11 protein-coding genes are annotated in these 13,447 nt (G+C 55.9%); 2 read left to right on the forward strand and 9 right to left on the reverse strand.

The genetic code is table 11. The features are described 5' to 3' along the window. Positions 1–26: 26 nt before the first annotated feature. Together QTO31_RS08645 and QTO31_RS08650 are read right to left on the reverse strand one after the other, a co-directional pair. The gene (locus tag QTO31_RS08645; RefSeq protein WP_301428777.1) at positions 27–797 is read right to left on the reverse strand and encodes an alpha/beta fold hydrolase; all 771 of its coding nucleotides are present in this window, start codon (positions 795–797) and stop codon (positions 27–29) included. Continuing rightward, the gene (locus QTO31_RS08650) at positions 797–1,078 is read right to left on the reverse strand and encodes a 4a-hydroxytetrahydrobiopterin dehydratase (protein ID WP_031458765.1); all 282 of its coding nucleotides are present in this window, start codon (positions 1,076–1,078) and stop codon (positions 797–799) included. The genes QTO31_RS08645 and QTO31_RS08650 overlap by 1 nt, the downstream gene beginning before the upstream one ends. A gap of 236 nt (positions 1,079–1,314) precedes the next feature. On the opposite strand from QTO31_RS08650, the gene QTO31_RS08655 reads away from it, so the two are divergent. Further along, positions 1,315–1,440, forward strand: coding sequence for a hypothetical protein (locus tag QTO31_RS08655; protein WP_301428778.1), 126 nt, complete (start codon positions 1,315–1,317; stop codon positions 1,438–1,440). 181 nt (positions 1,441–1,621) lie between these two features. Here the strand turns inward: QTO31_RS08655 and QTO31_RS08660 are convergent, their stop codons facing one another. From QTO31_RS08660 to QTO31_RS08680, 5 genes are all read right to left on the reverse strand, one after another. Then, complete coding sequence (locus tag QTO31_RS08660; RefSeq protein WP_301428779.1) at positions 1,622–2,374, reverse strand: DsbA family protein; 753 nt, start codon at positions 2,372–2,374, stop codon at positions 1,622–1,624. A gap of 117 nt (positions 2,375–2,491) precedes the next feature. Then, positions 2,492–3,841, reverse strand: a complete 1,350-nt coding sequence (locus QTO31_RS08665) for a BCD family MFS transporter (RefSeq protein ID WP_301428780.1) — start codon at positions 3,839–3,841, stop codon at positions 2,492–2,494. A gap of 3 nt (positions 3,842–3,844) precedes the next feature. Continuing rightward, on the reverse strand, positions 3,845–4,471 hold the full coding sequence (locus QTO31_RS08670; RefSeq protein WP_236631141.1) for a MerR family transcriptional regulator: 627 nt from the start codon (positions 4,469–4,471) through the stop codon (positions 3,845–3,847). Between the two features lie 108 nt (positions 4,472–4,579). Next, positions 4,580–5,410 carry an NADPH-dependent oxidoreductase gene (locus QTO31_RS08675; protein WP_031458761.1) on the reverse strand — a complete coding sequence of 277 codons (831 nt, stop codon included), beginning with the start codon at positions 5,408–5,410 and terminating at the stop codon, positions 4,580–4,582. Between the two features lie 821 nt (positions 5,411–6,231). Then, on the reverse strand, positions 6,232–8,211 hold the full coding sequence (locus tag QTO31_RS08680) for an AAA family ATPase (RefSeq protein WP_301428781.1): 1,980 nt from the start codon (positions 8,209–8,211) through the stop codon (positions 6,232–6,234). Between the two features lie 153 nt (positions 8,212–8,364). Between QTO31_RS08680 and QTO31_RS08685 the strand changes: the two genes are divergently transcribed. Next, positions 8,365–9,153: an ABC transporter substrate-binding protein gene (locus QTO31_RS08685; RefSeq protein ID WP_411278388.1), complete on the forward strand. Its 789-nt coding sequence runs from the start codon at positions 8,365–8,367 to the stop codon at positions 9,151–9,153. A 360-nt stretch (positions 9,154–9,513) separates the two neighbouring features. On the opposite strand, the gene QTO31_RS08690 is transcribed toward QTO31_RS08685, so the two are convergent. Continuing rightward, positions 9,514–10,476 carry a molecular chaperone gene (locus tag QTO31_RS08690; RefSeq protein ID WP_301428783.1) on the reverse strand — a complete coding sequence of 321 codons (963 nt, stop codon included), beginning with the start codon at positions 10,474–10,476 and terminating at the stop codon, positions 9,514–9,516. Next, positions 10,473–13,442 carry a molybdopterin-dependent oxidoreductase gene (locus tag QTO31_RS08695; RefSeq protein WP_301428784.1) on the reverse strand — a complete coding sequence of 990 codons (2,970 nt, stop codon included), beginning with the start codon at positions 13,440–13,442 and terminating at the stop codon, positions 10,473–10,475. Before QTO31_RS08695 ends, QTO31_RS08690 begins: the two co-directional genes overlap by 4 nt. Between the last annotated feature and the right edge of the window lie 5 nt (positions 13,443–13,447).

Genomic DNA, 13,447 nt, shown 5'->3' on the forward strand with positions numbered 1-13,447 from the left:
TGACCGCTCTTTTCATTCTACGTGAGCTACTTATTGCAGGCAAGCAGCAGGTGTAAAAGCTGATCGGACAGGCGGTCAGGTGCTTCCAACATCGGCATATGACCAACATCGGTCAGGAGCTGGTGGGGAACACCAAGCCCAGCCGCCAGCTCGGCGCCGAGTTTTGGCGGCGTCAGTCGATCATCAGTTCCGGTGATCACCAGTGCCGGACAACGAATTTCGGCCAGTCGTGAACGGAGATCAAAACCGTCACAGGCGCGGAGATCGGCCAGTAAGAGTGCCGGATCGAGCGCGGTATATTCGGCCAGGGCATCGGTGATCAGGTCGGGGCTTGCTGTTGGGCTGAATAACCAGTTGACCAGCGTTGTGATCGCTTCACGGCGCGCCGCGAGATCACCGGCCAGCCCGGTGAGTAGCGCCGGAGCGACACGTAAACGGGCTGCGGTGCTCACCAATCCCAGCCCGGCCACTATGTGCGGCGCGGTCAACGCGATCTGCAATGCGATGGCGCCACCCATTGAATGACCGACGACAAGTGCCGGTGGTAAGCCGAGAGCCTGGTGCAGCGAAATCACGTGCAGAGCATAGTCGGCAATCGAAATGGACTCGCTCGCCGGTGATCGTCCATGGCCGGGTAAATCAACCGCGATCATCTGGATGGTCGACGGCAATAGGGTAAGCAATCGTCCCCAATGCCGACTACTGCCACCGGCGCCGTGAATAAAGATGAGCGGCAGCCCGGACGAACCACGCCGCATCACAAACAGATCACCGGTTGTCGTGTTTACGAGTGGCATTAGCCCATGATCTCATCAATCGCAGCCGCCAACGCAAAGTCTTTTTCGGTCAATCCACCCGCATCGTGCGTGGTCAGCGCCAACCGCACTCGATTATAACGAATATCAATATCGGGATGATGACCGGCTGCTTCGGCCAGAAATGCAACGTGGGTCACGAAGGCAATCGCGGCGGGGAAGTTCGCCAGGCGGAAAGTACGAACAATCTCGTTGTTCTCAAGACTCCAATCAGGGCGCTGCGCCAACTGTTCGGCAATTTCAGCATCACTTAGCCGTGGCATAGCTGTCTACACTCCTTTATTACAAGAACATTCCGCGAGCAGGAAAACAGGTTCTCAGCACTGTGTATGATACCACAGAGTGGTTAGTGGTTGTCAGAGCGTGATTAAATACTAATATCTCCGATAGAGCCGATTCAGAAGCATTGTGATAGAACCAAGATTCAGAACGGCTTCACTCGATTACGGCTCACCACTAAGTTCGCTCTCTTCCGAACTGCTGTAATGGGGTCACGCCGATGTCACTGCCATTGTCACTGATGGGGTACGGCGCCGATAATGGAGATCGGATCGCCACCGTCGGTACGATCTGTCCACCCGAATGCCTACAATTGACCGTATCGATGGGATGGACGGGGCGATGATTGTCACCCTAGTCATCATCGCCGCCCCGGAGGTGATCGTCACCTGGCGTCATCAGGGGCAATGGTGGCGTCGCGCCTTACTGAATGGCCTGCATGATGACCATTGTCATCGAAAACCTATCCTTCTCCTTTATTTGCCAGCCAGGAAAAACCTGTTGAAAAGCCCTACCTTTCGCAGACGCTACTGTCTAAGCAGTTGCCGGATCAGGCCGGCAAAGTTCTCAAACGGCAAAGCGCCCCGCACGATTTGACCATTGATAATGAAGTTAGGGGTCGAATTGATGCCCAGCCGCGTTGCTGCCTCGATCTCGGCGCTAATCGTCGCTTCAGTCGTTGGATCGTCGAGGCAGGCAGTCAATTGATCGGTAGCGATCCCCAGGTTACCGGCCAGCTCGATCAAAGCTGCCCGGTCACGACGCGGGACGCCACCCCATTCGACACCGTGGCTCTGGAAGAGCAGCTCGTACATCGGCCAGAACTGGTTCTGCGCCGCCGCGCAGTGGGCAACACTGGCCGCCAGTACTGCCGAAGGGTGGATCGATGTCAGCGGAAAGTCGCGCACCACCAGCCTGACCAGGCCGGTCTCGACGAATTCACGGATCAGGCGTGGCAGGGTTTCACTGACAAAGCGGGCACAGAACGGGCATTCGTAGTCGGTGAATTCGATCATTAACACCGGAGCGTTCGGATCACCCAACGCCCGCGGATCATCAGCGGTCAGATTGAGGATCTCGATCAGATCAATAGGTGGTGAAGGTGTTACCGTTGGTCGGCGTAATTCATCGGGTGCTGGCGGCACTGTCGGTAGACCCTGGAGGGCGAGTTGGGTCTGACGGAGTTCTACCGCTGAACGAGTTGGTACTGGTGGCGCAACACTGCCACAACCGACGATCAGGAGAACGAATACGATTGACCAGTGTTTGAGTACTTGCATAAGGTTCCGGCGCAAAATAAAATAATGGCGGTTCGCCGTCTCGTCCTCACTCAACGCTGAGTGAGGACGAGCAGCGCGATAGGTTGTCGTTCTTCATACCCGCATCAGGCTGTGGCGTCAACCATCTGCAGCCGCTAATGTAACAGTGGCACCGAGTGGTTTTGCTTCACCACGGGCAAAGCCAGGGACATCAACCTGTTGCAAGATCGCGATACAGGCGATCAGGCCAATCGCCTCTAGCAGAAACACACTGGCGTAGGCAATGGCATACGACCCGCTGATGCCGAGTGCAACATCGCGTACCGCACCACCGGCAAAAATCCCCAGACCGCGGAAAAGGAGTTGGGTCATCGACCAGAGGCCGAGGTAGGCTGCCGCATGGCGTTCGGTGGTCATTGCGGCTAAGAGCGAAACCGCCCCTACGGTGTAAATACCAAAGCCCAGGCCAAACATCACCAGCACCGGGATTAGAAGGGCTTGCCATTCCGTGACTGCCAGAACGCCCAGGAGAAAGAGCGGCAACGCAGTCAGCGCCAATCCAATCTTGGTTACGCCGGTCTGCTCGTGTGCAGCGCGATGGCGGGTGAAATAGACAGTTGCCAACAGACTGATCACGACACCAATGCCCCAATAGGCATTGAAGCGCGTGGTCTGGCCGTTATCCAGCCCAAACACATCACCGCCAAACGGTTCGAGGACTGCATCCTGGGCAAAGGCACTGACGGCGCCCAGAGCCAGAAAGAGGAAAAAGCGGCGTGCGCGCACATCAGACCACATCTGGCGTAAGAGGGGCAGGAATGGCTCAGGTGGAGTTGGATCAACACCGGCAGGTACGCTAGCCGGTTTTTCAGCACCCCAGAGAGCAAAGGCAATAAAGCCAAAGGCAATCGCCATGCCAATCAACACCAGGCGCCAGAAGCTCTCCTGGTCGTAGACCGGCATCAGCCCACCATAGACCACACCGGCAACCGGAAAACTGATTACCAGGAAGACCTGCACAATAGCCAGAGCTTGTCCACGGCGGGCCGGTGGTGCGCTATCACGCACCAGACTGAGGTACGTACTGCCGGAAATAAGAGTACCGACACCATAGATAAGAAAGGCGAATAGCGCTAACGTCCAACCTGCTACTGATGCGGGATCAGCCGCCAATAACGCGGTTACAATCGGTAGCAGTGGCAGCGACAGAAGCATCGGCAACCGACCGCCCCAGATGAAAGGTAAGCGACGCAACGTACCGGGAGGACGGAGGTCAGAACGATAACCCGCCCATATACTCAGCGGCGCCAATAGATACCGCAAGGCCGAAAGGAGTGCGACTGGCGTTGCAGATAGCGCCAAATCCGTAATCAATACGCGATTGAGCACTCCTGAGGTCAACAGATCGATAAATGATGAACCGATGTGAAAGGTGCCCAACTTGAGCGTGCGAGGTACGTTCAGACGTTGATCGGTGTCGGTCTTCACAGCTTACTCCTCCGTTTCGTATCCATTAACGACTGCCAGTTGTACCTCGTTGGCAACCCGACTGATTCGGCGCAGCAGGCGAGCACTCTCTGACGGTCGTACATGCGCTTCTTCGGGAAGGTCCATCGTCGCTTCAACCAGCGAGTCGCGGAAAAACAGCGCGGCGGCGATGGCATCGCTCAACGAGAGACCAGCGTTACGTGCCAGACGAGCATAGCTCTGGCCGACTGCGCGTGCTTCTTCCAAGAGTGGACTTTGCTCGTCATGGGTACTTACGTACCGCAAAATAATTCCCATCAGTTGCTGACCGACTCGCCGCCATGCCAGCCGTTCCTGTTCACTCATCGTTGCCATCCATGCCGGCACTGAGGGCGAATGCGCTAGTTCAGTGCGTGTTTGCGCCAGCGCTTTGCTGGCGAGAACGCTACTGATCGACTGGGTCGGCAATGGTCGGCGTGATGCCAGCGCTAAAATGTCGGCACGCGCAAAACGACGATGACCGCCCGGCGTAATGTACACCGGTACCGCACCTTCATCCGCCCAGCGCCGGAGCGTCGAGGCGTGGACGCCGAGTAACCGACTGGCTGCCGATAACGAGAGATAGGTTGGTGCTTCCTTGTCGTCCATCATCGTAATCTACATAAAGCTGCATAAAACTACATGTTAAAGTATAACATATCTCCCGCCAGGTTCTTCACTACCAGGCGGGAGAGCGAAATGATCGTGCGAAATGTTGTCTTATTTCAACCGAAAACCAAGGCGGTGAAGGACCTCGCGCAGCACATCGCGACCCGATAACGTATGTGGTCCGGCTACACGGCGAGCCGAGTGATCGACCCAATCGCCTTCAACGTTCATCTGTTGAGCGGCGTAGAATGCTTTCATTGTCTCATTGTAACGCTCTACTGCTGGTGGAATCTGTTCAGGCCGGTATACTTCACGGTGAAGAACGGCATCCTGCGGAAGGCGCGGCTTGATGGCCGCCGGTCGAGCGGGGTTGGGGCGGCCAACGCACATCCCGAACACAGGCATCACCAGTGGAGGAAGCTGTAACTCGGCGGCTACTTCGAGTGGGTGATTGCGAATAGCACCGATGTAGACAGTGCCAAGACCGAGCGATTCAGCGGCAACGACGGCATTTTGGGCGGCGAGTGCTGCATCGATGACCCCAACTAACCACATTTCGAGGTAGTCAAGACCTTCGTGCGGCATGTGACGGTCTGCTGCCGCCTGAGCAATGCGGGCTAAATCGGCTAACCAGACAAGAAAGAGAGGGGCACGTCGAATCTGGTTTTGATCGCCCGCCAGGGTCGCCAACCGATGTTTCCGGTCGGGATCGGTGACTGCTACCACACTCCAGGTTTGCAAGTTTGAAGAAGTAGCAGCCGACTGCGCAGCGGCAATCATGGTTTCAAGCGTCCCTTCTGGGAGCGGCTCGTTGCTGTATGAACGTACCGAGCGGTGGCTCAGTAACAGGTCGATAACCGGACTGCTGATAATTGATGGCGGAATATCGTTTCCGTAACGTTGGCGTAGGAGTTCCTGAGTTGTTATTGTGGTCTCGGTCATACGTTGTTGTTCCTCGTCTTTGTTGCTGTCATGTCAAATATACTACGGATTATACTCGATAGCTTGACATCGATGTGACGCAACTTCCACTAGGGATGAGGTGACTCCTCCCAACATCGTTCAACCAGGGGGAAGCGCCTCTTTCAACGCCGCCAGGCCAGGGGTAGATAAGTTTTGGAGACTGAGAGGGGTGGTTAGCGACGGTATGTGGATGGAATGAGGAACCCACTTCAACGGCGGCGAAGATGGGCATGAGTATGCGCCAACAGTATGCAGGTAGGTGGGAACCCGTCTCAACGGTTGCGAGGAAGAGTAGAGGTGTACGGCGGTGACACCAAGAGAGTGTCTGAAATGTATCTGGTTGAGGGTTTTGATGGATACGTGATGATCTGAACGAACAGAACAGACGAACATCATATCCTACCAACCTTAGAGATTGGCAACAACGGCGATGAGGCACGTATGCAGGATCAGGACGATCCCCAGACAATGGGTTAAAAAGGGGGGAGAGCGATTTCAGGCATTAGGACGGGGTATCGATATGGGAGACGGGGCCGGAGATGCAGCGGTGCGGCATCAGGCTCTGCTTCAATTCCCTGAGCGTGTCTCTGAATATTCCCTTGCTGACCAAGGATTGACGGAATGATTGGCTTGCTGAAGTCAAGTCTCAGTGTTGTACATAACTCAACATTTTTTCAGACGCGCTCTAAGAGCCTATCCAAATAATCGTCTCACGGTACGGCAGATAAAATCTGATAGATGGACGGGCGCAGCGCCGCTGCGCCCGTCTTCTTCTGCGTCAGGGTATCACGGATAGGCTCTCAGTTGCCCGAGTCAGGTGCCGACGACTGTTCACCTGCCGGATCATCTCGACGTTGGGCATCAATAATAGTGATCTCCGGCTTCGGTCGATTCGGCGTTGGCAGTGCAACCGCCTCACGACGACGGCGAACCAGCGTGGTTTGCGAACGGGTCAGCGCGGCAGCGAAACCGAAGGCTGGTCGTTCAGGCTTCTCATTTGGTGGCAGATATGGGTGTTCAGCTTCAACTCGCGCCAGTATCTCCTTTACATCAATGTCAGTCAGCTCATTGCGCAGGATCAACGCTTCAGCGATAGCGATCACGGCCATGCGGTTCTGCTCGAGCATTTGCTTCACGATCCGGTACTGCTCTTGCAAAATCGCCTCGACGCGCGGTTTGACATCAGGCGCCGACAGTCCCTGCATTCCAAACAGGAGATATGAGAAGAAGCTGTTATCCATACCGTAGGCGCCGACCATCATGGCAGCGATACCGGTAGCACTCTGGAGATCGCTGGTAACGCCGCTCATTTGCGTGCCAAGGAAGAGTTCCTCGGCTGCTCGGCTAGCCAGCGCAATCTTGATTCGATCAAGCAGCTCTTCGCGGGTGCGGGTATGAATCTCCTCTTCGGGTTTCCAGGCTGCGAAACCGAGTGCATTCCCGTGCCGCACGATGGTCACTTTGGTCAGCCGCTCTTTCTTGAGCAGTTTCACGGCTGCATAAGCATGACCTGCCTCGTGGTAAGCGATACGACGCCGCTCTTCATACGACATACTACGGATCGGTTGCTTCAAGCCCCACTCGTGAATCTCGCGAGCCTGGGTGAAATCCCAGTAGTTAATTGCCGACCGCCCATCGAAGTGCGCGTGGATTGTCGCTTCGTTGATGACGTACTTGATCGCCACGGGTGTATAGCCTATTGTATCGGCAACCATGCGATCAATTGGCATTGGCTCATGCTTGACCTTGCTCAGGTAATATTCAATCACCTCACGGCGGCCGTCGGCATCGGGTGGTTCTACCGCTATCTTGCGGTCGAAACGACCAGGGCGGAGGAGCGCAGCATCGAGGGTTTCGGCAAGGTTGGTGGCCGCCATCGTCAACACGGGAGGCATCTCCGCTTTACCACGACGCAGCCCAACCAGGCGGAGGAGCTTCCCCCACCAGGTTTGCTCCTGTGGTGGTGGATCCATCTGGAGCAACAATTCGTTGAGCAGGCTGCTACCACCACCCATCATACCGCCGACCCCCATGACCACGTTTTCGCGGTTGTTCATTCCGGCGCCGGCTGCTCCCGCGCCCATGAGGTTTGGACTACGGGCCATTCCGATAGCATCAATTTCGTCTATGAAGAGGATGCACGCACCGTACTCACGTGCCAGACGGCGAGCTTTGCGGTACAGGTTCATCACCTTAATGTTGCCCATGCCCATCCATGCCGAGAGCAGCGATGGGGCGCTGAGGTAACCAAACGGCACGCCAGCTTCAGTAGAAATAGCTTGTGCCAAGTAGCTTTTCCCAGTACCGGGCGGGCCAACCAGTAGAATGCCACGAGTAACTTCGCCACCCATCTGTTTAAACTCTTTGGCCCCCTTGAGCAGGGTTACCACCCGGCGGGCAGCTTCCAGGACTTCTGGATTACCACGATAATCCTTAAAACTCACCCCAGTCTCACCGGGTTTTACCCAGTAAATGCGGGTGCGGGCCATGAAAAAGTACATGAGCCAGAATTGAAAGCCAATGAAGAAGAATAGATAGACGGCTACCGGGATGATTTGTAGAATAATGTTACCGATTTCACCGGTGATGATGACATTGAATATTCCCGGTAACAGATTCACTGCCAGCCAGACACCGATGGCCAAAAACAGCATTGCTCGCAAAAACCGGAAAAGTTTCCAATTCCAGCGCTCGAAGAGTTTGGCGATCTTCTTTTCCAGCTCTTGCTCGCGGTTGGCAGGGTTTTGGTCAGGGGTTGGGCGGTAAGGCTCGATTGCCATGCACGACTCCCGTTTTTCAGGATAACTGAACTAAATCAGGACAGCACCAACGAGTATAAGGGGACTTTTATAACTACTGTATAATGAAGTATACCGACGGAAAGATATTCGGTCAAGGCAAAAAAATGAGAAAGCTCTAAGGAAATGCGAGTGGTGCGCTGGCGACGATGGATCGATGCTCTGGCAGTGGTCATTTTGCTGGCTTACGGTTGGTTGGCATTGAGTATACAGAGCGGCACAGCGGCTATTGATCCGGTTTACGCCAGCATACGCGAGCAGGGTATCTTGCGGGTCGCCGTTGATGTCGGGTATCGGCCATTTGTCGAAGAGCGTAACGATAAGCTGGTTGGCTTCGACATCGACCTGGTGCAGGCGCTGGCAAGCGAGTTGGGGGTAGAGGTGATGTTCGTGCGAAGTGGATTCGATGCGCTGTACGATCAATTGACCAGTCGCCAGGCCGACCTGATCGCCTCAGCATTGCCATATGCGCCGGAACAGGGGTACCGCGCCCGATTTTCGCGTCCATATTTCGATGGTGGGTTGATGTTAGTAACTCCTGCCGAGAGTACGATTACCGGTCTCGACGATCTTCGTGATCGCGCAATCGGTGTTGTGTTGGGGAGTGAGGGCGATGCCCTGGTTCGCCGGTTTGCTTCGACGGCGTCGGTGGTTCGTTATACCGCCGATGAGGTCGGTCCTCTGGTTGATGCGCTACGATCCAGCGTGATCGATGCGGTGATTCTCGATAATGTTTCCGCATTAGGTGCCGTAGCCGCTGGCGATCTCCGTATTGCCACGGCCCTGAGTTATGAGCCGTATGTGTTGGCGATGCCAGCAGCAGCGTTTCAGCTTGAGCACGAGATCAATCGTGCCCTTACCCGTTTGGATGAGCAGGGTGTGCTGATCGAGTTGCAGCGTCGCTGGATGATGCCTGATCGGTGATACGCTGCCTGTTGTGGTGTGCCACACTGTTCCCGCTACATATCACCCAGTCTCTACCCCTGCACCGACCGGCCTGATCGTCAAGCACAGGGGAGTGGCCGCAGACCATCGTCAACATAGGAAGCTGCCTATGCTGCCGACAGTTGGGAACTGACCGCTTCCGTGCATTCCCCCCTTCGCTACCGGTCAGGCGGCAACCGTTACACCCCTTGTGCTGGCCGCTGCCTGCCACGATCACGGTGCGTCCGAACAAGGCGACGTACCAATACGCCTGCCAATGGCGACGGGGCGGGGCGCATACCACCTCTACAATACGATGGGCACGGGTGGTTCCCAACGCCGCCGTGCCCCTTCCATGCCCTACCCTGGCTGTTGTGATTCCAAACCGGTACGAACGATGTGGATGCTCTGCGTAAGCCGTTGCAACCACGGTTGCAGTAACGGCTGCCAGGCCGATTGAGTAGCGATCAGACGGTGCAGTTCTTGTATTTCATTTGACATAATATTTTCAAGCGCAGTAACCAGATCGAGCACCTGCTCAAACTGCCCTGCCGTCTCGAAGAGGGTTCGCACCATCGTGAAGCGATCACCGATAGGAACCGAAAAGCCCAACTGACGGGCAAGTATCGTACAATCGGCGCGGCTGAGGAAGAACCCCGCTCGCACCGGTGTGATCAGGTGGCGAACGAGCGCACCAAGTTCATCGACGTCTGCCGGAGCTGTCGCCGATTGTAATGGGATGTATGCCGGGAGGGTGGGTACCGACGGAGAGAGCCGCTCGAGTTCGCTACCGATGAATTCAACGGTGAGCCTTGCCAGGGTCTGGTAGAACGGATGGGCCGGAATACGTTGCACGGCCCGCGCCCAAACAGGTACCCAGACCGCAAGATGGTCAATAAGAAAACCGGCCATCTGTTGCCGTGCCCAATGGTAGTGGTCTAGGTTCCCGTCGGCCAATGCGGTTGCTTCGGTGGCGATCAGCCGCGCCAGAAAGATGAACTCCAAGCCGAGATGATCGGGCGCGCCCACGTTTTGCGTTGGCAAGAACCCACAGGCATTGTAGGTAACAGCAACCTGCTCGGCGGTTGCCGTGTTGAGCATAAGCTCCTCGTCGCGGTACAGCGACTCGTAGGGGTAGACATTACGTCCGAAAACGTACTCGTAGGCAACCGCCAGCGCTTCTGGCCGATCATCGGTTACTGCAGCCAGATGAGCTAGTGCTGCCGCCTCCTCCCATAAAGCAGGCGAAGGCGGCGCGAGTAGTAATCGACCAAGCATATCGGCCAGGTTCTGACGAGCTACCAGGGTTGTATAGTCGTTCACGACTTCTTTCCCTTCCCCGGTAAGAAATACGCTTCACGGGCCGGACGGAAGGGGCGCAGGAGCCAGTGCGGACGCCGCATACCGTTGGGCGACACCTTTGAAGCCGGGCGAGTCATTGCCAGCCATTCGCGGTAAACTTCATGCGCCCGTTTGGTATCGACATAAATATCACCGTAGCGGTCATTCGGGCCGGCCGGCTCAAGCCGTACCTTCTGATGCCAGCAGTGCATGCCACTGACCGGATCAGGATGAACGGCGAAGGTCAGGTTTTGATGCACACCGGCATCTTCCCACCAGATGCGAGCGGTATCGGGATCATCACTCTCGTATGGGCGGATGCCGTGAATCTGGCGCATGCGCCATTCTCCTTGCCCCTCTTGCTTGAGTTCAACCAGCGCAGTAGACAGCCGACCTCCACCGTCTTCCTGTAATCGCCATCGCCCCAGATGGTGCGAACAGGCGATCACGCCAGGGCGAATGCCTTCCGTCACCCAAACCCGATCAACGAAGTAGCCGATCTCGGTAATGACCTTGATCAGATCGCCGGTGCGTAAACCGAGCCGTTCAGCATCACTGGTATGAATCCAAACCGGATTTTTGTGGCTGATTTCGTACAGCCATTTCGCATTCCCGCTGCGCGTGTGGATCAAGGTGGGCAGGCGGAATGTCGATAGGAGTACTGCCTCGTTCTTGCTGCGATCAATCTTACTCGGATGGACGTGGCTATGGATGTAAGTCGGGATCGCATATTCCGGCCATCCCCAATCGCGCAGCGTGGTTGAATAGAACTCAAGTCGACGCGAGGGTGTTGGGAAACCAGCCACAATGGAACCATCCTCTAGCTTGATACCAATCGGTCGGCCCCGTTCGGGATCAGGCTCGAAATATGGTAGTGGTGTGATGTTCGACGATGGCGGTGCCGGGGCTTTGGTGTAGACAATCCCGGTATCTGGATCGATGGTCGCATCGGCCAGCTCAGCGGAGCTGAGCGGCTTATCGAACGTAGGTTGCACTCCTTTCCGAATCTCAAACGCACCGTAGCGGCGCATATACTCAAGTGGAGTCAGGCCCTCTTTCGCGGCTGCCTCCGGCAGACCGGGAACGTGGTTCTCGAACATCCAGCCGTAGAGTTCATCAACCGTAATCTTCTGGCCGGGGCGGTACGGACTCTCGAAGGTTTTACGAATGCCCAGCTTTCCATCGGGGTCAATCCGCCATGACAACTCGATCCAAAACTCAACTTCTTCCCAGACTTCACCAGGATTCGCGTCACGGGTATCTTTCACCGGCTTCCCCAACCGACGCATAGCCTCACGGAGTACCGGTTGACGGAAGGCAATCCAGCAACCGGCGTGAGTTTCCTGGCTCATCATATCGTGTCGCTCGGCGCCAACTCCCATCGGCAAGATGTAATCGGCAAACCAACCCGTTTCGCTCCACGTCGGCGAGAGGTGGACGTGTAAACCGATTTTACTCTCATCGGTCAGCACTTCCAGCCAGCTCATGCCGTCGGGGTTGGTCCAAATGGGGTTGTAGACACGGGTGAAGTAGGTATCCACCTTACCGCGTCCCTCCTTGAGGAAATGGGGCAGCAAGATACTCATTTCGTAGAAGTTGAGTGGATACTCCTGCGGCCATGTTAGCTCGTTCCAGACTTTGGGGTGTGGCGCCATGTTGGGGTGGCGAGGAATCCATTTATCCCAGACATTGGCTGACGTACCGCCTTCAACGCCGATTGAACCGGTCAGGACATTAAGGAACCAGAGACAACGGGCAACCATCCAGCCACCCAGGTTGGCGCTCGTAGCGCTGCGCCAGCTATGGGTCGCCAGTTTCCCTTCACAGCGCGCAATGATCTTTGCCACCCGCTCGATCTGCTCAGCGCTCACCCCACTCTCTTGCGCGGCAAATTCAAACGTATACTGCGCGTAAAGCTCTTGCAACTTCATTTCAAAATGCTCGAAACTGACCGGTAGGTCGGGGTGCTCAGCGCGGAGATAATCAGCCCAGTTCACCCAACGGCGGACAAAATCGCGATTGTACTGACCGGTGCGGATCAGGTAATTGGCAATCGCCAGGAGGATAGCCGTCTCGCTGCCCGGCCACGGTGAGAGCCATTCGTCGGCGAGTGAGGCCGTGTTGGAGAGACGGGTATCGAGCACAATTAACTTGGCGCCAGCCATTTTACCTTCCATAATCCGCTGTGCGTGTGGGTTAAAATAATGGCCGGTTTCGAGATGAGAACTGATCAGCAGAATGACACGAGCATTGGCATGATCAGGCGATGGTCGATCAAGGCCCATCCACATAGCCTGCCCACAACGGGCACCAGACGAACAGACATTGGTATGGGAATTGTGCGCATCGACGCCCCAAGCCGGTAATACCCATTCCATAAAGCCATCGTGACCGGGGCGGCCCACGTGATAAATAATCTCTGTCTGTCGCTGTTCGATAATCGCCTTGCGGATCCGACCGGCAATCTCGTTAAGCGCTTCATCCCAGGAAACACGCACCCATTTTCCTTCACCGCGCTTCCCGGCGCGCTTTAGCGGGTACAAGATACGGTCAGGGTCGTAGACCTGATTGAGGGTTGCCGGGCCTTTGGCACAGTTGCGACCACGACTGCCCGGATGCAGCGGATTACCCTCGAATTTCTTGATCTTGAGCGTTTCGACATCAACATACGCCAGGAGACCACAAGCGCTCTCGCAATTGAAACAGACGGTTGGCACCAACGTGTAACGACGAGCAACTTTTCGTGGCCATTCCTTTGGGTCGTACTCTGTCCAATCATTCCACCGTTCCACCGGTGGATAATCGCGCAGTTCCTGGCTGCTGATTGGTGTTGCAGCAGGTGCTGTGCTCTTCACATAGGCCTGCACTGGCGGGGTCAGCGGCTCAACCCGCGATTGCGAGCGCTGACTGAAAGTTCCTAACAACCGATTGAGCAATGATGTCGTCATGACCA

Origin of the sequence: Chloroflexus sp. MS-CIW-1, assembly GCF_030444705.1 — a bacterium.
Taxonomy (GTDB): Bacteria; Chloroflexota; Chloroflexia; order Chloroflexales; family Chloroflexaceae; genus Chloroflexus.

Bases quoted from the DNA above. Each gene is read 5' to 3' on its own strand.
- QTO31_RS08645 (WP_301428777.1), bottom strand. From the start codon at position 797: ATGCCACTCGTAAACACGACAACCGGTGATCTGTTTGTGATGCGGCGT.
- QTO31_RS08650 (WP_031458765.1), bottom strand. From the start codon at position 1,078: ATGCCACGGCTAAGTGATGCTGAAATTGCCGAACAGTTGGCGCAGCGC.
- QTO31_RS08655 (WP_301428778.1), top strand. From the start codon at position 1,315: ATGTCACTGCCATTGTCACTGATGGGGTACGGCGCCGATAATGGAGAT.
- QTO31_RS08660 (WP_301428779.1), bottom strand. From the start codon at position 2,374: ATGCAAGTACTCAAACACTGGTCAATCGTATTCGTTCTCCTGATCGTC.
- QTO31_RS08670 (WP_236631141.1), bottom strand. From the start codon at position 4,471: ATGATGGACGACAAGGAAGCACCAACCTATCTCTCGTTATCGGCAGCC.
- QTO31_RS08675 (WP_031458761.1), bottom strand. From the start codon at position 5,410: ATGACCGAGACCACAATAACAACTCAGGAACTCCTACGCCAACGTTAC.
- QTO31_RS08680 (WP_301428781.1), bottom strand. From the start codon at position 8,211: ATGGCAATCGAGCCTTACCGCCCAACCCCTGACCAAAACCCTGCCAAC.
- QTO31_RS08695 (WP_301428784.1), bottom strand. From the start codon at position 13,442: ATGACGACATCATTGCTCAATCGGTTGTTAGGAACTTTCAGTCAGCGC.